A 22,077-nucleotide genomic window follows, 5' to 3' on the forward strand; every position below is an offset into this window, starting at 1 on the left:
TCACATGATACAAACCAGGCAAACAATTTGGAAGCGCTTACGGTTGTAGTCGGTTTGTCAAAGAGGGGAGCGTTGCCATGAACAAGGTATTAATCGCAAACCGTGGTGAAATTGCCAGACGAATTATCCGTACATGCAAGGCAAGAGGAGTGGCTACGGTTGCTGTCTATTCAGATGCAGACAAGGATCTGCCGTTTGTACGTGAAGCAGATGAGTCAGTCCATATTGGTCCACCGCCGGTTCCACACAGCTACCTGAACGTAGAGGCCATACTTGCAGCAGCGAAAAGCACCGGTGCTGACGCTATTCATCCAGGCTACGGTCTTTTGTCAGAAAACGAAGCTTTTGCCCGCCGCGTTCTGGAGGAAGGTCTGCTATTCATTGGGCCTACCCCCGAGGTCATCGGTCAAATGGGTGACAAGCTGACTGCCCGCCGTATGATGGAGGCTGCGGGAGTGCCGGTCGTTCCAGGATGCGAACAGGCTATCGATTCTCCAGATGAAGCAGCTGTCATGGCGATGTCCATCGGATATCCCGTGATGCTCAAGGCAAGTGCTGGCGGCGGAGGCATCGGGATGCATATTTGCCGAGACGAGGCCGAGCTGCGTCAAGCCTATCAATCGGCAAAAGGCCGTGCAAAAGCGTATTTTGGAAACGATGCGATGTACATGGAGAAATACGTAGAGCGTCCGCATCACATCGAAGTGCAGGTCGTCGCCGATCAGCATGGAAACGTCATCCACTTGTTAGAACGGGAATGCTCCATACAGCGCAGACATCAAAAGGTGCTCGAGGAAAGCCCTTCGCCCTTTTTGGACACAGCAACGAGAGAGCTTTTGTGCGATGCAGCGGTTACAGCAGCGAAAGCAGTGGGCTACTCGGGTGTAGGAACGGTTGAATTTATCGTAGATGAGCAGAAAAACTTTTACTTCCTGGAAATGAATACACGCTTGCAAGTAGAGCATCCCGTGACGGAAGAAATGACGGGCATTGACCTCGTGTCGCTCCAACTGGACATTGCCGATAATCACCCGCTTTCAATCAAGCAAGAGGACGTCAAGGCTCTGCGTCACGCGATTGAGCTGCGTGTCTATGCGGAAGACCCTGTCACCTTCCTGCCATCGCCAGGGACGATTACGTTGTACCAGCCACCCGCATTCGAAGATGTACGAATTGACGACGGGGTAGAGACAGGTACACAGGTGACTCCTTTTTACGACCCGATGATTGCAAAGGTCATTGTATCTGGAGCGACAAGAGAAGAAGCTGTGCAACAGGCACAGAAGGCTATGAATCATTTTCTGATTACTGGCATTAAAACGAACATTCCGTTTTTGCAAGAAGTATTACAGGATGAACAATTCCGAGCAGGTAACTATACGACATGGTTCGTTACTGAGCGTGGAGCAGCGTCAAGCACGGAAAAACACTAAGCAAACTAAAATGATATGTAAGGGAGAGAACCACCTATGAAACAAGTAGCAGCCAATATGGCAGGAACTGTTATTAATGTCCTGGTGCAGCCGGGTGACGAGATCAGTGAAGGACAAGACGTTCTCGTACTGGAATCGATGAAAATGGAAGTTCCTGTACAGGCTCAAGCCTCAGGCAAGGTTGTGGAAGTAAAAGCGAATATTGGCGATTTTGTCAACGATGGCGATATCATTGTCGTTTTGGAATAGGATTAGAATGCTTCTAAACTGAGCGACCGCTAGGTGAGGGGGTGACTTGTTGTGCGTGTGCAAATCGTGGAGGTCGGTCCTCGTGACGGGCTGCAAAATGAGAGCGCAATCGTTCCGGCAGCAGCAAAAATCGTGTTGATTCATAAGCTGATGGCAGCAGGCTTGAAGCGGATTGAAGCAAGTTCGTTTGTGAATCCGAAATGGATACCGCAATTGGCAGATGCAGATGAGGTTTTGCAGGGAATCAATCGCAGCCAAGAGGTAACGCTTAGCGCATTGGTTCCAAATGTTCGCGGTCTGGAGCGGGCGCGCCAATGCGGACTGACTGAAATTGCCCTGTTCATGTCTGCCTCTGAAACCCATAATCAAAAAAACATCAATAAACGGATAGAAGACACGTATCCGATCCTGCGGGAGGTTGCCCAGGAAGCGCTGGCTCTCGGAATGAAAGTTCGCGGATATATCTCAACGGTATTCGGTTGTCCGTACGAGGGAAACGTTCCGCTGGACAATAGCCGCAGGGTGACAGAGGCTCTGTTGGAAATGGGAGTGTACGAGATTTCTCTCGGGGATACGATAGGGGTTGCAACACCGAAGCAGGTACATGAGGTTTTTGGAGAACTTGTGAAAGATGTTACGAACGAGCGCTTAGCCGCCCATTTTCATGATACAAGAGGAACTGGTTTGGCGAACGTAGCAGCAGCGTTAGAGGAAGGAATCCGAATCTTTGACAGCTCAATCGGCGGACTTGGCGGATGCCCGTATGCCCCAGGAGCTGCCGGCAACATTTCGACTGAAGATTTGGTCTACATGCTGCATGGAATGGACTATGAAACGGGCATCGATCTCGAGAAGTTGATTGAGGCTGGTGCGTATATTGGGCAGCAGTTGGGTAAAGAGCTCCCCTCAAAAGTGCTGCGGGCATCGCTCGCAAGCAAACCAGCGGGATGATCAGTATTTTCCACACATTCGCAAAGAGGGGATAGAAGATGACGGTTAGCCTGCAAAGAGAGGGCGCAATCGGCGTACTAACGCTGCAACGGCCAGAAGTTTTTAACTGCCTCAACCTTGAAACGCTCGTGACACTGCGCGACTTGATTAGGGAAATCAGCCATGATCGTGACATCCGGACGGTCATTGTGACAGGGGCTGGCGACAAGGCGTTTTGTTCTGGGGCGGATTTAAGAGAGCGGCGCTCCATGTCACCACAACAGGTCGATGTCTATATCCAAACGATTCGAGATACGTTCACAGAGCTAGAAAAGCTACCGAAACCAGTCATCGCGGCGATTAACGGGCTGGCACTAGGGGGCGGTACAGAATTGGCGCTGGCGTGCGATTTGCGGATCATGAGTGAACAGGCCCAGATGGGTTTAACGGAGACATCGCTGGGGATCATCCCTGGTGCTGGCGGAACACAGCGTTTACCTCGACTGGTTGGAAAAGGCGTCGCCAAGGAACTGATTTTTACGGCAAGGCGTGTTTTTCCAGAGGAGGCACTGTCCATCGGGTTGGTCAATCGGATTGTTCCCGCTGATCAACTCATGGCGACAGCCATTTCTTTGGCCGAGCAAATTTCAGCAAATGCTCCACTTGCTCTAGCCCAAGCCAAGTTTGCCATCGATTGTGGAGTGGAGGTCGAGCTAGCTAGCGGACTTCAGATTGAAAGCAACGCGTACAAGCTGCTCGTCCCGACGAAAGACCGCCTAGAAGGACTCGCAGCCTTTCAAGAAAAACGAAAACCGATATACCGCGGAGAGTGACGAGGGGGATTACGCTGATGACCAAACATTTGGAAGACACATTGCACGAAAAAATCGCCCAAGTAGTGCAAGGGGGCGATGCCAAGTATCATGACAAGCTCAAGGAGCAAAACAAGCTGTTCGTGCGCGATCGCCTCAAGCTATTGTTCGATGACGAGTTCATGGTCGAGGATGGGCTGTTCGCGAATGTCATGGCAGGTGATCTGCCGGCGGATGGAGTTGTCACCGCAATCGGCAAGGTAAATGGTCAAACTGTCTGCGTGATGGCCAATGATTCGACAGTGAAAGCTGGGTCTTGGGGATCGCGGACCGTCGAAAAAATTATTCGCATTCAAGAGACAGCTGAAAAAATGCGTGTTCCTCTTCTCTATCTCGTCGATTCAGCAGGAGCACGTATCACGGACCAATTGGAGATGTTCCCAGGCCGACGGGGTGCTGGGCGAATCTTTTACAACCAAGTGAAGCTTTCCGGCAAAATTCCACAAGTGTGCATTTTGTTTGGCCCTTCTGCTGCTGGTGGCGCTTATATCCCAGCTTTTTGTGACATTGTCATCATGGTCGACAAAAACGCGAGCATGTACTTGGGCTCCCCGCGTATGGCAGAAATGGTGATTGGAGAAAAAGTGAGCTTGGAGGAGCTGGGCGGTGCACGCATGCATTGCTCCGTAAGCGGATGCGGCGACGTACTGGCTGCCAATGAAGAAGAAGCGATTCAAGCAGCGCGCAGCTATCTTCGCTTCTTCCCGGCGAACTATACGTTGACGCCACCGACTGCATTGGCAAAAGCTCCTGTGTCTACAGCGAAAGAAATCACCAGCATCGTGCCGGAGAATCAAAATGCAGCTTTCAATATGCATGATGTGATTACAGCATTGGTCGACGAGGATTCGTTCTTTGAAATCAAAAAGTTATTTGCCCAAGAGCTGATTACCGGTTTGGCACGTCTGGATGGCAAGCCTGTCGGAATCATTGCCAACCAGCCGCGCGTGAAGGGAGGAGTCTTGTTTGTCGATTCGGCTGACAAGGCGGCTCGATTCATCACACTGTGCGATGCGTTTTCCATTCCACTGTTGTTCTTGGCGGATGTTCCTGGCTTTATGATTGGGACAGCCGTAGAGAGGGCAGGCATTATCAGACACGGGGCAAAAATGATCTCCGCCATGGCGGAAGCCACGGTACCCAAAATATCCGTCATTGTACGCAAAGCGTATGGTGCTGGCTTGTATGCAATGGCCAGCTCGGCATTTGAGCCAGATGCTTGCCTCGCACTGCCCGGTGCCCAAATCGCCGTGATGGGACCAGAAGCAGCAGTTAATGCCGTCTACAGTAACAAAATACAGGCGATTGAGGACCCGGCAGAGCGCCAAGCGTTTATTCAGGAAAAACGCAGAGAATATCAGGAAGACATCGATCTGTACTTGCTGGCATCGAACTTGATTGTAGATGCTGTTGTGCCCCCAAGTGAACTGAGACGCGAATTAATCCAGCGCTACGAGGTTTACAAGGAAAAGCGTCACGTTTTTTCGGACAGAAAGCATGCGGTTTATCCTGTGTAAATCAAGGGTCAGGCTGTCGTCAAAGGGCGACAGCCAATTTTTTTACAAAAAACGTGAGAGGGTCTGGGAATATTTCGATAATTGCGATCTTTTTTTGTGGCAATCAATTGAACAATCCCGAAAACTCTGTTATTCTTGAAAAATAAGCATTGATTAATGTGGGTGAACAAATGCTGCTAAAGCCAATGACGAGTCAGGTGGTAGTCATAGGTGGCGGGTCTGTCGGGCTGCTGTATGCAGCAAGGCTCGCACTGGCTGGACAACCTGTCACGATTGTTACACGCAGTTCACTCCAGGCGAATCAGCTAAATGAACGCGGGCTCAGCTTTCAAAAGCTGAATGGCGAGTCAGTCACTGTTCCCGTCTCCGCCAGCCCCATTGAAGAAGGATTGCCTGAAGGGAATCTGTATCTGTTAACTGTTAAGCAGCCAGATTTGCATAGCGTGCTTCCAGCTTTACGAGGGTTAGACTTTAAGGCAAGAGTGATTGCTTTGCAAAATGGCATGGGTCATTACGAATTGCTTCGAACCGTTTTAACGGAGACACAGTGCTTCTTTGCGATTAATACGGAAGGAGCAAGGAGATTGTCGCCTACAGAGGTCGTGCATACCGGTACTGGTACTTTGCGCGTAGGCTCTTGGGAGACTTCTGATTGCAATGATCCACTGATTCGCACATTTGTAGAATGGGCAATATCAACAGGCATGGAGGCTGTCTATGAAAAGGCAATACAGCCCTTCGCTTGGCGAAAGCTCATCGCAAATGCGCTGATCAATCCGTTAACCGCGCTTTTTGAAATACCAAATGGTGCTCTCCTCGAAAACTCACATACGCAACAGCTCATGCGTGCTTTATTTGTGGAAGCAGCTGCAGTGGCTGCGTCTGCCGGACAAAAAATCGAGGATGCAGACTTGCAGGAAATTGTCTCCATTTGCCGAAATACTTCCCGTAATCTTTCCTCCATGCTGCAGGATATAAAGAAGCGCAGACCTACGGAAGTGCAGTCTATCAACGGCTATCTCGTCCAAGTAGGAAAAAGGGCTGGGATTCCGACTCCGCTTCACGAAACCTTGCTTCGAATTATCCTTCTTAAGTCAGACATGGGAATACGGAAGGAGGGAGGCGACAATAGATGACCATTTTGGCGAATGTCTGGGCCTATTTGTGGGGGACGCTGACGGTTGTGCCGTTTCTTGGGTTTCCGCTCGTTTATTTCATCTTGTATGGAATGACGCGGAATAAGAAATTGGCAGGCCGCTTCGCGATAAATATCACGAATCTTTTGGTGATTCGCTCTGCCGTTTCCGCTTACGAACTGATCTGGCCCGAGGCATTTTCCGCTTGGTGGTGGGTATTCTGTTTTTACCTGGTGGTAACCATACTCCTTGGGTGGGTACAGATGAAGTGGAAGGGGCGGCTCTCCCTTAAAAAGGTAGGATTTTCAGCCTGGCGATTGTCGTTTCTCTGGTTTGGATTCGTCTATATAGTGCTGTTTACGACCGGAATTATCAAAACGATGGGTGTCGTGTAAAGCACTGTTGATACATATCGTATTTATTCCGATAAGAAAGAAGGTTGGAACTATGCGACTTCCCATCGAGACCATCGGACACAAGATTCGAATGATTCGGAAAGAACGCGGCTTTACCTTGGAAATAATGGCAGGCAAGACAGGGTTAAGCAAGGGTTTGCTGAGCCAAGTAGAGCGTGGTATTTCGCAGCCGTCGCTGGATTCGCTGTGGAAAATCACCAAAGCTCTGGAGTCACCCATCATTCATTTTTTCGAAGATATTGATCAAAAGCAGGTGCATGTGACTCGCTTGCAAAAACGCAGACAACTGGTCTTTCCTGAATCGACGGGCACTTATTCGCTGCTCTCGATGGGAGGTAGCGCCAAGCTGGGGATGCTGGAAGTGCGACTGATGCCCGGAGAAATGGCTGTCGACAAGTTCGTGCAGTCGGAGGGAGAAGAGTGCTTCACGGTCATCACCGGCAGTGTGACAGCGCGTTTCAACGATGAAGAGCATGTGTTGGAAGCAGGAGACAGTATTTCATTTGACAGCAGCAAAACACACTCAATCGAAAATACAGGAGAAACGGAAGCTTTGTTAATCTGGTCCGTCACCCCTCCGCAATTTTAATGCGAGCGCGAACGAGCCTGTATTACACTTTGACAACCCATTAAAGTGGGTTGTCTTGTTTTTTGTGGCTGTGGAGCATGGTATAATTTTGGTTGACCATGGCCCTAAGAAAGGTGAGCTAGCATGAATGTTGAATGTCTCGCGCTTCCATTGGCGAATCCGCTGGCACAGGAGTACCAGCAGCAAAATACCTCTGCATTACAGTTTTTTGTGCATAATCCCTACCGTGAACAGTCCTACCGAGAACGCGTGGAATGGCTTCAAAGTCAATCCTATCCTCACCGGAACCAGCTCGTGGAAGGTTTATATCGTTTTAATAAAGAGATGGGTACTCACCCTGAAGCACTGAAAAATATCGAGTTGCTCAGACAGCCAGACACATATGTGGTCATCGGCGGTCAGCAAGCAGGAGTTCTGGGTGGCCCACTCTATACGGTCAACAAAGCGATTCATCTGATTCAGGCAGCGAAGAGGCTGTCTGCCGAGCTTCAGGCAAACGTCATTCCGGTGTTCTGGATTGCTGGCGAAGATCATGACATCGATGAGATCGATCATGTGTACTGGGGAGCGGACGAAGGGAAGCGCCTGCATAAGGAGCGACTGCCTCTGAATAAGAAGGGCCGCCAATCGGCAAGTACGCTACCCTTGGACCCTGAACTGTGTAGGCAGTTTCTGGAAAAGTTTTTCCAGGGGCAGACAGAGACTACCGAAACCAAACAAATTCGTGAGTTGCTGATGCAGACTGCGGCAGACTCGCCTACAGTCGCAGAGTGGTTTGCTCGCTTGATGGCAAAATTGTTTGGCAAGCACGGTCTTGTTCTGGTTGAATCCTCGTTGCCGTTTGTTCGTGAACTGCAGCAACCCATTTTTTCACAGATCATTGAAAACAATGAGCAACTAACGAAGGTGCTGCTGCGGGCAGCAGATCGGATTTCAACGGCTGGCTATCCACTTCAATTGCAAGTGGAAGAGTATCAAGCCAATCTTTTCGTCTATGAGGGCGATGATCGATTGCTGCTAGAACGTCACGGGGAGCGCTTTATCAATCGGAGACGTTCTTACAGTCGTGATGAATTGCTCAAGCACGTTGCAGATTCCCCAGAGCGTTTTAGCACAAATGTTGTTACCCGTGGGTTGATGCAGGAGCATCTGTTTCCTACACTGGCCTTCATTGGGGGTCCGGGCGAGATAGCTTACTGGGCGTTTTATCGGGAGGTATTCGAGCTATTCGGGATGCAGATGCCGATCGTATTGCCTCGGATGTCCATTACCCTTGTGGAAGGTGCTCAGCTGAGACTGCTGGATAGCTTGGGGCTGTCTGTTGAACAAGTCTTGACTGACTTTGCCGCGTGGAAAGACGAGTGGTCCAAAAATCAGGCACCACATCCGCTAGAGCAGCAATTCGCTTCGGCACGGGAGTCGATCATGTCGATCTATCGCCCGCTGGTAGAGGAGGTCGTTTCTCTGGATGGGGGATTGCGTGGTCTGGCTGAGAAAAATAGTAAGCTGCTGTTAGAGCAAGTATCCTTTTTGGAAGAGCGTCTGATTCGTTCGCTACAGCAAAAAGATGACGTGGAGCATGTGCGCGTCCAACGAATTGAGACCGCTTTGTTGCCTGAAGGTGGGCTGCAAGAAAGAAAGCATTCGTTTTTCCCGTTTGCAAATAAGTATGGTCTTGGTTTGATTGACCGATTAGTAGATGCGCCATTCTCGCATGATGGTACTCATCAACTTTATTACCTGTAAAAAGAAGTACAAAATAGTCGGATCGTCCTGGAAGTGGACCCGGCTATTTTTTTATTGTTTAAGCAGATGGAAAACTTTTCTACAAATTATGCCGAAACTTTTCCGACAAATTCTGCGTCATAGTAGTAATGGATTGTTTTTGGGGAAAGGTGGTACTCGGGATGCAGATTACATTACAACAAATCGGGAAAAAAGCCACTCTACTAGCTGTTAGCTTGTCGGTTTTATTGACGGGCATCGCAACCGTAGGATTGAAAAAGGCCGACGCACGCGAAGAATACGTGGCCAATTCACCTGCATTTATCGACACAAATGAACATTGGGCAGCAAAGGAAATAGGGATTGCTACCAAAAAAGGATTGATCAAAGGATTCCCCGACGGGACCTTTAAGCCAGAGCAAACGGTGACGCAAGAACAGTTTTTATCCCTGATTGAACGCGTCATACCTTCCTTCACAGGCCATGAGCCTGACAGCTTTATCAAAGAGACCTACTTGCAGGCTGCTGCGGGACGTTGGTCGGAAAAAACATATCACCATTTGGCTTCAGCGGGTATCATGCCATCTGGGAAACCGACGGATAGTATGACGCGGTTGGAAGCGGCAAGAACGTTGCTGGCAGCCATCGGGCATCAATCCGAAGGGGAAAAATATCGGGGAACGACGACGAAATTTTTCACGGATCTTTCGGTCGAAAATGAAGCACAGGTGATCACGGTCTACCCTGTCTACAAAATGGGGATTTTGGCTGGCTTTCCAGACGGAAGCTTTCAGCCTGATGACAAAATCAACAGAGCACAGGCAGTCGTCCTGTTAAATCGTTTGGAATCAAAAATCGACGAGCTGTACCCTGGCAATGTAACGGAGAGCGAGAAAAAGGCAATGACACAAGCTGTCTCGTCATTTGTAGGTGACGTGATGGATAAGCAAAAGATTCGTCGCTTTGATGACTTGGTCGCGTATGTAAAGAAAAACAACCTGCCTGTGAGCGAATCGTTTTTACGTGAGCATTTTTCGTTTATGCAGTATGAAGTGTATGATTATATCCGTTTTCCGCAGTTTAATGAGCTGATGTACTTTGCGAAAATCGGAATGAATAAATACAGAATGACGGTTCAATATTACGCTGGTGATTTGGGTGGAAGCGTTGATCGCACGTTTTACCTTTCCTCAAGCGATGGCAAAACGTTTCGACTGATTGGAAAAGATGAATAAGAAAAGAAGGCTGGGACATGACCCCAGCCTTTTTTCGTGTCAGGCATGACGTTTTTGCCAGATAAAAAGCACGAGTGCAATCACGAGCGGATAGAGGGCGGACCACCCCAAAAAAGGATAGAGTCCTAGTGTACATACGAGAGAAGTCCAGGAAGCGATTCGGCCTACGCGACTATTGTGCAAGAGCCGGACCCCAGCCAGACACCCACCGATGTAAGTTGCAAAAAAGGTAGCATTGGGCAGTTCGATGAGCCTCGACAAGTCGATCACGTCGAAATAGAGTACGCTAAGAACGACTACAAAACAAAGAGCGAGAAACAAAAGACCGCCGGTGGGTGTCCGGTACTTGGCGTGGAGGGTGCCAAACCAGCGGGGAGCGATCTTTTCTTGGGCTAACGAATAGGCGATGCGTGACGCAGCTCCAATGTAAGCGTTGGCTGTAGCGATACAAATGAACAAGGCGGTTACGGCTACAATCCATCCGCCGATCGGACCTAAGGAGAGTTGAACCATGACGCTGAGCGAGGCAGCAGAGATGCCGATCCCGTAGCTATGTGTGGCCACAGTCATAAAGGCTACGGCAAAATACAAAAGAGCGACGATTCCCGCACTCCACAAGACACCGCGAATCGCGTTTTTCGCAGGATCGACGAATTCCTCTGAGAGATGCGTCACGGCTTCCCACCCAATGAAGCACCAGAACATCAGACCTGCTGCTTGCACGACACTCAACCAACCATTTGGCGTAAAAGGGACAAAGTGAGTGACAGATGCATGCGGAATGCTGGCGACAACGGCTAAAATCAAAATCGTGATAATCAGCGAGACAACAATCGTTTGGACACGGGCAGCTACATGCAAGCCTACAACATTCATCATAAGGACAGCGAGAAGAAGCAGAGCCGCCGCCGCATATACTTGCGACTCACTCCAGTTCAGCAGGATGGAAATGTAGTTGGCCCCTGTAACACTCAGAATCGGTGCGCCAATCGGGACAGACAAGAGAAAGAACCAGCCTACCATGTTTCCGAAACGATCTCCGTACGCTGTCCGTACAAAGGTAGAGACTCCACCTGAGCTCGGATAACGAGCAGATAACAGCCCCATCGTAATGGCCATGGGCAGGACGAGAACAGACATGACGAGCCAAGCTAAAATGGAAGCAGGACCAGCCTTCTCCGCTGCGAGTCCGGGGATGAGCAGTACGCCGGAACCGATCACCGCCCCGATATATAAGGCGACGATGTGCGGAAGTCGCAGTGTTTTGGCTAGACCGGGGGCTTGCGTAGATAATTTCCCCATAGGTAGATCCCTCACTTTTTTACTTACCTTGTCGTTGGTAACTGAAGTGTAGCATAGACTTAATTATCGGAGTTATCTATAATATTAGATGATTCGAATCGATTTTTCCGATGAAATGAGGGGGGAATCTGGATACTCGTTATTTGCAAACCTTCCGTGAAGTAGCAAAATGCCAAAGCTTTACTCGTGCAGCAGAAATTTTGGGCTACGCGCAGTCGAGTGTGACGACCCAAATTCAAAATCTGGAATCGGAGTTCGGTGTCAGCCTATTTGAGCGTTGGGGCAAAAAAATCAGGCTTACCCATGCAGGCGAGGTGCTTCTCAGCTACAGCGAACAGCTGCTAACTGTATTAGATGAGGCAAGAGCGAATTTGTCAGAGCAAGCGCAACTGGCGGGAACGTTGAGTATTGGAACAGTGGAGTCATTGGCGGCCTTTTATTTACCCCCTTATTTGCAAAAATTTCGCTTGGAGCAGCCACGTATGCGGATCATGCTTGCGCCGGGCATTTGCCAAGACTTGAGGCAGGGGGTAAAGGAAGGGAAGTTCGATTTCGCCTTTGTGCTCGATTGGCTCCAAGATCAATCTGAGCTGACAAATATCGTTTTAGGTGAGGAAAAACTAGTTGTTGTTGCTGCACCTACCCATCCGCTGGTGAAAAAAGAGAAGGTAGAAACTCACGATTTTACCGGAGAAACCTGGATTTTCACAGAAAAGGGATGCAGCTACCGAGGGCTGATGGAATCGGTGTTGCGTGAAGCAGGAGCCGCCGTGGAAACTTCTTTTGAATTTGGTAGTCTGGAAGCGATCAAACAATGTGTTGCCTATGATTTAGGAATTGCGTTACTTCCGAAAATTGTCGTACAAGAAGAAGTGAAAAATGGTACACTAGTAATACTCTCGTTTTCCCATCCGGATATCCGTGTTTTCCGACAGTTGGTCTACCATAAAAAGAAATGGATGCCTCAGGCTTTGTTACGTTTTTTGGAGCTGCTTACGGTAGAGACCGCAGAGCGAAAATTGCCGATAATAGGAAAATAATTGGAAAAACTGATGATGGTTGAACTTGCGTATGATATGATAGACAAGGTTGCTTTATGAGATAAAAGGAGGTCCATCCGTACATGAACACAGTATCTGAAAGCATCGTAAAAGATATGTCGTTGGCGCACAACGGCCATCTGAAGATTGATTGGGTAAAAGAACACATGCCTGTATTAAACCGCATTCGTGAGCGCTTTGAAAAAGAGCAGCCGTTTGCAGGCCTGAAAGTTGCGATCTCCTTGCACTTGGAAGCAAAAACGGCTTATCTGGCAAAAGTAGTTCAAGCTGGTGGCGCTGAAGTAACCATTACTGGTTCCAACCCGCTTTCCACGCAAGATGACATTTGCGCAGCATTGGTGGAAGACGGTATCCGTGTATTTGCGAAATACAATCCAGATCCTGCTGAATACAAAGAGCATCTGATCAAAACACTAGAAACTCGTCCTGACCTGATCATTGACGACGGTGGCGACCTGATCACTATTTTGCACAGCGAGCGCCGTGATCTGTTGTCTCAAGTACGCGGTGGTGCAGAAGAAACGACAACAGGTATTCTGCGTCTGAAAGCGTTGGAGAAAGAAGGCAAGCTGGAGTTCCCGATGGTTGCCGTAAACGATGCATTCTGCAAATACTTGTTTGACAACCGCTATGGTACGGGTCAATCCGTATGGGATGGTATCAACCGTACAACAAACCTCGTTGTAGCGGGTAAAACCGTTGTGGTAGCTGGCTATGGCTGGTGCGGTAAAGGTGTAGCGATGCGTGCAAAAGGTTTGGGCGCAAAAGTAATCGTAACCGAAATCGACCCAATCAAAGCGGTAGAAGCTTACATGGATGGATTTGAAGTAATGCCAATGCTCGAAGCTGCGAAGCATGGTGACTACTTCGTAACGGTGACAGGTAACCGCGATATCATCAGCAAAGAGCATTTTGCTGTGATGAAAGATGGCGCAATCTTGTCCAACGCGGGTCACTTCGATGTCGAAGTAAACAAGGTCGATCTGAATGCCATGTCGACTTCCTCCCGTATTGTGCGTAAAGATATTGAAGAATTTGTCTTGGCTGATGGTCGAAAAGTGTATCTGCTCGCAGAAGGCCGTCTCGTGAACTTGGCTGCTGGCGACGGACATCCGGCTGAAATCATGGATATGACCTTTGCTCTGCAAGCGGTATCCTTGGCTTATGTCAATGAACAGTACAAAAACATTGGCAAGAAAGTGCTGAACGTACCATTCGAGTTGGATCAAATGGTAGCTCAGTACAAGCTGGAAGCTCTGAACATCGGAATCGACAAATTGACAGATGAGCAAAAATCCTACCTGGAAAGCTGGGTCGAATAGTCCCTCGAATCCCGTCTTTTCCCGGCAAAAAAATATGCGAAAAAATCCTGCTTACAAACGCAGGATTTTTTTTTATAATAACAAATAGGTACAAGGTGGGGAAAAGTGGGGGAAAGTGGAGCCAACCGACAGGAAAGTGGGGGACCAGGGCGTGTTCATGGGGGAATATCAGCACAGCATCGACGAAAAAGGCCGCCTGACGATCCCAGCCAAATTCCGTGAAGGGCTAGGCACTTCCTTTGTTATTACCCGCGGGCTTGACCAATGTTTGTTTGCTTATCCGCAAGATGAGTGGAAACAACTAGAGGAAAGACTCAAGTCTCTCCCATTTACAAAAGCAGATGCTCGCGCATTTACACGATTTTTCTTTTCAGGTGCCACCGAATGCGAGTGGGACAAGCAGGGAAGGGTAAACATACCACCCAATTTACGTGAGCATGCAGGCATGCAAAAAGAATGTGTGATCATCGGGGTGTCAAACCGTGTAGAGGTATGGAGCAAGGAACGCTGGGAAGATTATTTTGCCCAGTCTGAAGGCTCTTTCGGAGAAATTGCCGAAAAACTGGTTGATTTTAATTTGTAGCAGCGAGAAGAACAGGAGTGACGACATTGTCGTTTCATCACGTAACCGTTTTGATGGATGAGGCTGTCGAAGGGCTAAACATTCGTCCTGGAGGCATTTATGTAGACTGTACACTCGGCGGAGCTGGGCATAGCAGTTTGATTGCTTCCAAGCTGACGGAGGGCGGTCGACTTATCGCCATCGATCAGGACGATTGGGCACTGGATAATGCCCGCGAAAGACTCGCTTCCTATATGGACAGAGTCACGCTGGTAAAGAGCAACTTCCGTCATATCAAAGACATTGTGAGAGATTTAGGCTTGGATGGTGTAGACGGGGTGTTATTTGACCTCGGGGTATCCTCTCCACAATTGGACGAGGGAGAGCGTGGCTTCAGCTACAATGCGGATGCGCCCTTGGATATGAGAATGGATCAACAAGCGCCATTGTCCGCCTATGACATTATCAATGAGTGGGATGAAGAAGAGATTGCCAAGATCATTTGGCTGTACGGAGAAGAGAAATTTTCCCGGCGAATTGCCCGGCAAATCGTTCAACAGCGGAAGAAGCAGCCGATCCAAACAACAGGTGAACTCGTTGAGTTGATTAAGGAAGGAATTCCTGCCGCTGCGCGCCGTACCGGACCCCATCCGGCGAAGCGTACCTTTCAGGCAATTCGGATCGCAGTCAATGATGAACTGGATGCATTCAAAGAGGCCGTCGTCGATGCTATTGAGGTCTTGAATCCAGAAGGTCGCGTAAGTGTCATCACGTTTCATTCACTAGAGGACAGAATCTGCAAGCAAATTTATCAAGACTTTTCAAAAGGGTGCACGTGCCCGCCGGCCTTTCCGATTTGCACATGCGGAAATAAAGCGGTAGTAAAAGTCATTACAAGAAAGCCGATTTTGCCATCAGAAGAAGAATTGGAAGCTAACAATCGTGCACGATCAGCTAAACTACGGGTAGCGGAGAAGCTGTAGACCGGGATCGACGAGAAAGGGGAGGGAGAAGCGATGAGTTATTACTACCGAGGAAATTTAGCTATGGAGTTGGAACAAAAATCCCGCTCTGTAACGAAGACAACAAAGCGCACGGTTCGAATCAAGCCAACGATTCCGACCGGAGAAAAATTGCTGTATCTCTTATTTATCTCGTTAACCGTCGTCGGCTTGGGTCTAGTGGGTGTCCGCTACTCGCAAATTTCCCAGTTGAATTACGAAATCCAGACCACCAAACATGAAAACCGTGTAACGTCAGAAAAAAATGCAACGTTGAAATTGCAAATTGAACAAATGACTAACCGGGATCGCCTGCAAAAAGAAGCAGAGAAGCAGGGGATGGTATACAATCCAGCTGCTGTACATACGATCGGAAAACCAGAAGTACAGGCGAGTTCTCTGCCACAAACACAACCTAAAAAACCTTAAATGTTACTGCCCCTTATGTGCGGTAACATTTTTTCTTAGCTGGGCCAGAGTCTGCTCCTGACTCGGCTATTATGTGTTCGTCTCCCCAAAAATACATTTTCTTGGGTTAGGGAGCGGGCGATCTTTTGATGCGATGGAGTTGAATGGAGATGGAATGGAAGCGAAAAGTAAATTGGCGAATTCTCATGGTAGCCTTGTGTACGATTTTGATTTTTTCGACGTTGAGTTTTCGAATCTACTGGCTTCAGACCGTCAAAGCTACCGAAATCATGGAGACGGCTCAAGTACAGTGGGACAGGCAGCAAGTCTTGAAGCCGAAGCGCGGGGCGATCTATGATCGAAACGGCGAGATTTTGGCGTATAACGGGAAGGCATACACGGTAAACGCAAAACTGAAGCCGCGCAATGATAAAGACGAAGATTTTGTGAAAGATCCTTACTATACAGCGAATATGCTGGCTCCCATTTTGAACGCGCCTGTTCCGGAATTAGTGAAGAATTTGACCAAGCCGAACAAAGTCGTGGAACTGGGACGCTACGGGTTAAAGATCAGTGAAGAGCAAAGGAACCGAATTCAAAATTTGCAATATCCGACACTGCCAAGTGGTGAGAAGCTCAAAAAGAATCAGCTCCCAGGAATCTATTTGACTGAAACGACTCGCCGGGTTTATCCGAATAACGCCTTCGCTTCTCATGTGATCGGTTATCTTGATTTGTATGATGAACCGAAAATGGGGATTGAGCTGCAACTGAACGAACAATTGGCTGGCAAACAGGGGCATATTTCCTACCAAAGGGATCGCGCAGGCTACCAGCTGCCGGACGGAGAAGGGGAGTACATTCCGGCAATAGACGGCGTAGATGTATATCTCACCATTGATCGCCAGATACAGGATTATGTAGAACAAGCCCTTGATAAGGTGGAGCAGCAGTACAAGCCGCAGGGCATGACGGTCATTGTAACCGACCCGCAAACGGGCGAGGTATTGGCGATGGGCAACCGCTCGCAGTTTAACCCGAATATGTACTACAACGGGATTGAAAACTACAACAACCATGCGGTCACCACAATGTTTGAGCCGGGCTCTACGTTTAAGATTATTACGCTGGCAGCAGCGATTGAAGAAAAAATGTTTAATCAGAATGAAACCTATCAATCAGGTGCATACACCATCAAGGGGCAGATTCCGATCCGTGACCACAACAATGGTGCCGGTTGGGGAACCATCAGCTTTTTAGAAGGGGTTCAGCGATCCAGTAACGTATTGTTCGTTAAGTTGGGTTATGAACGCTTGAAGCTGGAGGGTCTGAAGAAATACTTCAAAAAATTCGGGATGGGTCAACCAACCGGAATTGAGCTTCCTTACGAAAAAGCAGGAAATTTGAACAACCTGGAGAAACCTCGGTCACCACGTGACTGGGCTGCAACAACGTATGGTCAAGCAGCGACGGTTACGGCGATCCAGCAGGTTGCTGCTGTAGGGGCAATCGCGAATGGAGGAGAGCTTCTAAAACCTCATATTGTAAAAGAAATGCGCGATCCTCACACGGGGGCAGTCGTCAATCGCACGCAACGTGAGGTTGTGGAGCGGGTAGTAAGTGAAGCAACTGCGAAACAGACACGCGACATTTTAGGTAAGGTTGTCTCCGAAAAGCCCGGGACTGGTCAACAATATCAAATTGAAGGGTACCAAGTAGCAGGGAAGACAGGAACGGCACAAAAATATGATCCCAACACAGGGAAAATTATGGATGGACGTTACGTTGGTTCTTTCATCGGTTTTGCGCCAAAAGACAATCCGAAGCTGTTGGTTTATGTCGTCATTGACGATCCGCAAACAGATGCATGGTATGCAATGTGGGGTCAAATGATGCTCGCGCCGATGTTTACATCCATCATGGAACGCAGCCTGCAATATTTGCAGCAGCAGCCTGATCTGTCGGTAGGCAAGAATAAACAGAGTGGAAAGGAAACATCGAAAAAAGCAACGCAGGCAGCGCTGGCATCCGCACCAGCTACACCGAAGACATTGCCAAAGTTTGAAGGGATGTCCACGACAGCTGCACAAATGCGGGCGAAGCAGGACAATTTGACGGTTACGGTAGCTGGAACAGGTACGAAAATCGTCAAACAATATCCGGAAGCTTATGATCAGGTGCTTCCAGGTGAACAGATCATCCTTGTAACGGACAGGGTAAAAGGAACGAAGATGCCTGATTTCAAAGGAAAATCATTGCGGGACGTCATGGAGTTCAGCTCTTTGATCAATCTCGAAATGAAATCGACTGGAACTGGCTTCGTCACCCAACAAAGTATTCCTCCGGGAACGGTGCTCCAAGGTACAGAGCTGCTTCAGGTGACGCTTCAATCCGTGTCGGAACCATCTGTACCGGCAACACCTCCTCCTGGTCAGGAGGGTAGCACAGTGCCTGCTACAACCACGCCAAACAATCCGGGGTCGAATAATACTACAACGACAAATCCAGCAGGAGGAAATAATCCGGCTCCACCATCTTCCGGTCAGCAAACTGGACAAGGTGGGGCAGCGCAGCCGCCAGCTTCTGGACAGGCCCCACCTCCTGACAAACCAGGAGACCAATCGACGCAAACAACACAAACAACGACAACTCCATAGTTCTAACTAGTCCCCCCTGCGAATAAGGTTAAGAAGAGACAACCTATTTGAGGGGGGACTCGCTTTGCGGGTATCCAATGCTACTGTACGCCGTCGTATTTTTATCATCTTGATTGTAGGAGTCGTTTTGTATTCGGCACTTGTCACCCGATTGGGTTATGTCCAATTGATAGAGGGACCGAAACTCTCGCAAATGTCAGATGAACTGCTCAAACGGGAAATTAAATTTCAACCCAATCGCGGTCGTATTCTAGACAGAAGCGGAAATGAGCTCGTGACGAATATGACGGTCCCCACACTTGTATCGGTAGGGGCGCAAATCAAAGACCCTAAAGAAACAGCAAGACAGCTCGCCGTCATTTTGGAGCAAAAAGAAGAAGATGTATTTCGTGCCATTACGAAAAAAGAAATGAGCAACAACCAGATTCCAGGTGGAAGGAAACTGTCTGTTGAAAAGGCGAGAAAAATACAAGAACTGAATTTGCCAGGTATTTACTTGGCAGGGGATACCAAGCGTTTTTACCCGAATGGAAATATGGCAGCCCATATTCTCGGTTTCACAGGTATTGACAATCAAGGGTTGACAGGGCTTGAAAAAATTTACGATCCCTTCTTGATGGGGACTGAGGGACATATCTCATTTCCGTCAGATGCCAAAGGGCGTGTACTCCCCGGTGGAACCGAAGACTACGTAGCACCCGTAAACGGCATGGACATGTACTTAACCCTCGACAGTACGATCCAATCCTTTATCGAACGCGAACTGGATCAGGCGGTGGTCGCTTATCAGCCGGATGATGTTCTGGCGATCGCCATGAATCCAAAGACAGGAGAAATATTGGGGATGGGAAGTCGCCCGACTTTTCAACCGGATGCGTACAGGGACTATCCTTCAGAGGTGTACAATAGAAATCTTCCTATTTGGAAAACATACGAGCCTGGTTCCACATTCAAGATTGTGACACTGGCTGCCGCTTTAAACGAAGGGGTCATCAATCTGAACGAGGGCTTTTACGATCCGGGATTCATAAACGTGGCAGGGAAGCGATTGCGTTGCTGGAAGCGCCAAGGGCATGGACAGGAAACCATGCTGGAAGTGGTAGAGAATTCTTGTAACCCTGGCTTTGTTACGATGGGCCAACGGCTGCAAAAAGAAAGACTTTTTGACTACATCAAAAAATTTGGTTTCGGACAAAAGACAGGGATTGATTTGATCGGCGAAGAAAACGGGTTGTTATTCAATTTGAATAAAGTGGGACCCGTAGAGCTTGGGACGACTTCTTTCGGTCAAGGGGTATCGGTAACGCCGATTCAACAAATGGCTGCGGTCTCGGCTGCCATCAATGGTGGCAAACTTATGAAGCCGTTTGTCGCCAAAGAATGGCGGGATAGTGTGACACACGATGTCGTAGCGAGGACCTTGCCGACAGAAGTTCGACAGGTCATTACCGAGGAGACCTCAGCCAAAGTTCGGCATGCGCTGGAAAGTGTGGTAGCGCAAGGAACGGGAAATAAGGCATATATTGAAGGGTATCGGGTAGGAGGAAAGACGGGAACTGCGCAAAAAGTAAAAAATGGTCGTTACGTCGATGGGGAATACATCGTGTCGTTTATCGGCTTTGCGCCGGCTGATGATCCACAGATCGTCGTATATTTCGCCGTAGACAATCCGAAAGCACTGGCGTTTGGTGGATTAATTGCCGCCCCGAGTGTAAAAAGTATCATGGAATCCTCCCTGCAACATTTGAATGTACCCAAACGAAAAGATGGCATCCCCAAGGAAATTAACAAAGCACTTGGAGAAAGGGCGCCAATCGAAGTGCCAAACATGGTCGGACAATCCATGAGAGACGTAGTGACAACATATGATACTCTACCGCTAGTCGTTTCAGGTAAAGGCCAGTACGTCATCCAGCAGTCCCCTGCACCCGGAGTAAAAATTGATGAAGGCGGAAAAATTCGCATATACCTTGGTGACAAATCGACCAATTAGCTATAAAATGAGATTTCGAAGGCGGAGGGGAGTAGGCTTGTCTACGTTCGCTCTGCCTTTGTTCGTCAAGACTGCGCCTATATGAACGGCGTAGCCTAGTACAAATGTTTAAATTTCTGTCTATACTAGTTGGAGAATGGGGTGCCTGTTTCATGTTTCTACGGGATCTGCTCATGCCTTTGTTGCCAGTAACGGTTTCGGGGGATGACAGCATGGAGATTACGGGTTTGACAGCAGACTCGCGCCAGGTAAAGCCCGGCTACTTGTTTGTCTGTCTGACTGGATATACCGTGGATGGACATACGTTCGCGGCCCAGGCGGTGAAGAATGGTGCCGTTGCCGTGTTATCCGAACAAGATCTGGACGTGCCAGCGACTATTGTCAAAGTACCGGATACCCGGCGGGCAATGGCTATGCTGGCTGATCGTATTTTCGGATCTCCTACGAAAGAAGTAAAAGTCATTGGCGTAACGGGGACAAATGGCAAGACGACCACTACGCATCTGATCGACAAAATTTTGCGTGATCAAAGCAAGCAAACAGGCTTAATCGGAACGATCCATATGAGAATTGGAGACGTAACGGAGGAAGTCAAAAATACGACTCCAGATGCCATAGATTTGCAAAGAAGCTTTCGTCGCATGTGCGATGTAAACACAGACTATGCGATTATTGAGGTTTCCTCTCATGCACTGGAGCTGGGAAGAGTCCGCGGTTGCGAAATCCATACAGCGGTTTTCACCAACCTGACGCAGGATCACCTCGACTACCATAAAACGATGGAAAACTATCGCTACGCCAAATCATTGTTGTTTTCCCAGCTGGGCAACAGCTATGACACAGACCGTCTAAAAACGGCTGTACTGAATGCGGATGATGAGGCGTCCGAATTATATGCCACCGTTACACCGGCGCGAGTCATTACATACGGCATCGATCAACCAGCGGATGTAAGGGCAAAACAAATTGAAATCACCAGTAAAGGGACTGCTTTTACAGTCGAGAGTTTCGCTGGCAGTGCCCGTCTGAACTTGAAGCTGATGGGAAAGTTCAATGTGTATAACGCTTTGGCAGCCATCGCGGTTACACTCGCAGAAGGTATTCCACTAGAAGCGATCAAAGCGAGCCTGGAAGAGGTAGCGGGTGTAAACGGGCGATTTGAAGCAGTAGATGCTGGTCAGCCGTTTGCGGTGCTCGTCGACTACTCTCACACGCCAGATAGCTTGGAAAATGCATTGATGACTGTCAAGGAATTTGCCCGTGGCAACGTATTTTGCATTGTTGGCTGCGGAGGCGACAGGGATCGAACCAAACGCCCAATCATGGCGCAGATTGCAACGAAATATGCTGATCTGACCGTCTTAACATCAGATAATCCGCGCTCGGAGGAGCCACAGGCGATTCTCGATGACATGCTGGCTGGCTTGTCGGAAGTGGCACCTGAACGTTATACGGCACTGACAGACCGACGCGAGGCAATTGCCCATGCAGTTTCCCTTGCAAAGCCGGACGATGTGATCTTGATCGCCGGAAAAGGACACGAAACGTATCAAATTATTAAAGACCAGGTGCTGCCCTTCGATGACCGTGAAGTTGCGCGCGAAGCGATTGCCCGGTACAACAAAGAATAGAACAGATGCCACACACTGCATCGAAAGAAAGGAGGCTC

The 22,077-nt window shown here is 48.7% G+C and carries 19 protein-coding genes; 18 read left to right on the forward strand and 1 reads right to left on the reverse strand.

The window, feature by feature from the left end; translation table 11 throughout:
- The first annotated feature begins 77 nt into the window (after positions 1-77).
- From C7R94_RS16700 to C7R94_RS16745, 10 genes are all read left to right on the forward strand, one after another.
- Positions 78-1,433 carry an acetyl-CoA carboxylase biotin carboxylase subunit gene (locus tag C7R94_RS16700; RefSeq protein ID WP_106783002.1) on the forward strand — a complete coding sequence of 452 codons (1,356 nt, stop codon included), beginning with the start codon at positions 78-80 and terminating at the stop codon, positions 1,431-1,433.
- A gap of 36 nt (positions 1,434-1,469) precedes the next feature.
- Positions 1,470-1,682 (forward strand): biotin/lipoyl-containing protein, encoded by a 213-nt coding sequence (locus C7R94_RS16705; protein WP_106783004.1) that lies wholly within the window; start codon positions 1,470-1,472, stop codon positions 1,680-1,682.
- A 51-nt stretch (positions 1,683-1,733) separates the two neighbouring features.
- The gene (locus C7R94_RS16710; protein ID WP_106783007.1) at positions 1,734-2,633 is read left to right on the forward strand and encodes a hydroxymethylglutaryl-CoA lyase; all 900 of its coding nucleotides are present in this window, start codon (positions 1,734-1,736) and stop codon (positions 2,631-2,633) included.
- 38 nt (positions 2,634-2,671) lie between these two features.
- The gene (locus C7R94_RS16715; RefSeq protein ID WP_106783010.1) at positions 2,672-3,445 is read left to right on the forward strand and encodes an enoyl-CoA hydratase-related protein; all 774 of its coding nucleotides are present in this window, start codon (positions 2,672-2,674) and stop codon (positions 3,443-3,445) included.
- Positions 3,446-3,462: 17 nt separating this feature from the next.
- Positions 3,463-5,001, forward strand: a complete 1,539-nt coding sequence (locus C7R94_RS16720) for an acyl-CoA carboxylase subunit beta (protein WP_106783012.1) — start codon at positions 3,463-3,465, stop codon at positions 4,999-5,001.
- Positions 5,002-5,171: 170 nt separating this feature from the next.
- Positions 5,172-6,137: a ketopantoate reductase family protein gene (locus tag C7R94_RS16725; RefSeq protein ID WP_106783015.1), complete on the forward strand. Its 966-nt coding sequence runs from the start codon at positions 5,172-5,174 to the stop codon at positions 6,135-6,137.
- Positions 6,134-6,532: a DUF3397 domain-containing protein gene (locus C7R94_RS16730; RefSeq protein ID WP_106783018.1), complete on the forward strand. Its 399-nt coding sequence runs from the start codon at positions 6,134-6,136 to the stop codon at positions 6,530-6,532. The genes C7R94_RS16725 and C7R94_RS16730 overlap by 4 nt, the downstream gene beginning before the upstream one ends.
- 52 nt (positions 6,533-6,584) lie before the next feature.
- Positions 6,585-7,142, forward strand: coding sequence for a helix-turn-helix domain-containing protein (locus C7R94_RS16735; protein ID WP_007717657.1), 558 nt, complete (start codon positions 6,585-6,587; stop codon positions 7,140-7,142).
- 123 nt (positions 7,143-7,265) lie between these two features.
- Complete coding sequence (gene bshC, locus C7R94_RS16740; protein WP_106783020.1) at positions 7,266-8,888, forward strand: bacillithiol biosynthesis cysteine-adding enzyme BshC; 1,623 nt, start codon at positions 7,266-7,268, stop codon at positions 8,886-8,888.
- A gap of 161 nt (positions 8,889-9,049) precedes the next feature.
- A complete protein-coding gene (locus tag C7R94_RS16745) occupies positions 9,050-10,102 on the forward strand; it encodes an S-layer homology domain-containing protein (protein ID WP_106783022.1) in 1,053 nt (350 codons plus the stop codon).
- Positions 10,103-10,141: 39 nt separating this feature from the next.
- Here C7R94_RS16745 and C7R94_RS16750 read toward each other — a convergent pair whose 3' ends face one another.
- A complete protein-coding gene (locus C7R94_RS16750) occupies positions 10,142-11,404 on the reverse strand; it encodes an APC family permease (protein ID WP_106783025.1) in 1,263 nt (420 codons plus the stop codon).
- 143 nt (positions 11,405-11,547) lie between these two features.
- Here C7R94_RS16750 and C7R94_RS16755 point away from each other — a divergent pair, with 143 nt between their 5' ends.
- The 8 genes from C7R94_RS16755 to C7R94_RS16790 all read left to right on the forward strand — a co-directional run bounded on the left by C7R94_RS16755 (position 11,548) and on the right by C7R94_RS16790 (position 22,039).
- Positions 11,548-12,444 carry a LysR family transcriptional regulator gene (locus tag C7R94_RS16755; protein ID WP_233220581.1) on the forward strand — a complete coding sequence of 299 codons (897 nt, stop codon included), beginning with the start codon at positions 11,548-11,550 and terminating at the stop codon, positions 12,442-12,444.
- 83 nt (positions 12,445-12,527) lie between these two features.
- Positions 12,528-13,787, forward strand: coding sequence for an adenosylhomocysteinase (locus C7R94_RS16760; RefSeq protein ID WP_047068374.1), 1,260 nt, complete (start codon positions 12,528-12,530; stop codon positions 13,785-13,787).
- Between the two features lie 151 nt (positions 13,788-13,938).
- A complete protein-coding gene (gene mraZ, locus C7R94_RS16765; protein ID WP_007717680.1) occupies positions 13,939-14,370 on the forward strand; it encodes a division/cell wall cluster transcriptional repressor MraZ in 432 nt (143 codons plus the stop codon).
- A 17-nt stretch (positions 14,371-14,387) separates the two neighbouring features.
- Positions 14,388-15,332 carry a 16S rRNA (cytosine(1402)-N(4))-methyltransferase RsmH gene (gene rsmH, locus C7R94_RS16770; RefSeq protein WP_047068373.1) on the forward strand — a complete coding sequence of 315 codons (945 nt, stop codon included), beginning with the start codon at positions 14,388-14,390 and terminating at the stop codon, positions 15,330-15,332.
- Positions 15,333-15,365: 33 nt separating this feature from the next.
- Positions 15,366-15,779 carry a cell division protein FtsL gene (gene ftsL / locus C7R94_RS16775; protein ID WP_106783030.1) on the forward strand — a complete coding sequence of 138 codons (414 nt, stop codon included), beginning with the start codon at positions 15,366-15,368 and terminating at the stop codon, positions 15,777-15,779.
- A 149-nt stretch (positions 15,780-15,928) separates the two neighbouring features.
- A complete protein-coding gene (locus tag C7R94_RS16780; RefSeq protein ID WP_106783032.1) occupies positions 15,929-18,415 on the forward strand; it encodes a penicillin-binding protein in 2,487 nt (828 codons plus the stop codon).
- 64 nt (positions 18,416-18,479) lie between these two features.
- Positions 18,480-20,408, forward strand: coding sequence for a stage V sporulation protein D (locus tag C7R94_RS16785; protein WP_106783034.1), 1,929 nt, complete (start codon positions 18,480-18,482; stop codon positions 20,406-20,408).
- 152 nt (positions 20,409-20,560) lie between these two features.
- The gene (locus C7R94_RS16790) at positions 20,561-22,039 is read left to right on the forward strand and encodes a UDP-N-acetylmuramoyl-L-alanyl-D-glutamate--2,6-diaminopimelate ligase (protein ID WP_106783036.1); all 1,479 of its coding nucleotides are present in this window, start codon (positions 20,561-20,563) and stop codon (positions 22,037-22,039) included.
- The last annotated feature ends 38 nt before the right edge of the window (positions 22,040-22,077 follow it).

The organism is Brevibacillus sp. NRRL NRS-603 (genome assembly GCF_003013445.1).
Classification (GTDB): Bacteria; Bacillota; Bacilli; order Brevibacillales; family Brevibacillaceae; genus Brevibacillus; species Brevibacillus formosus.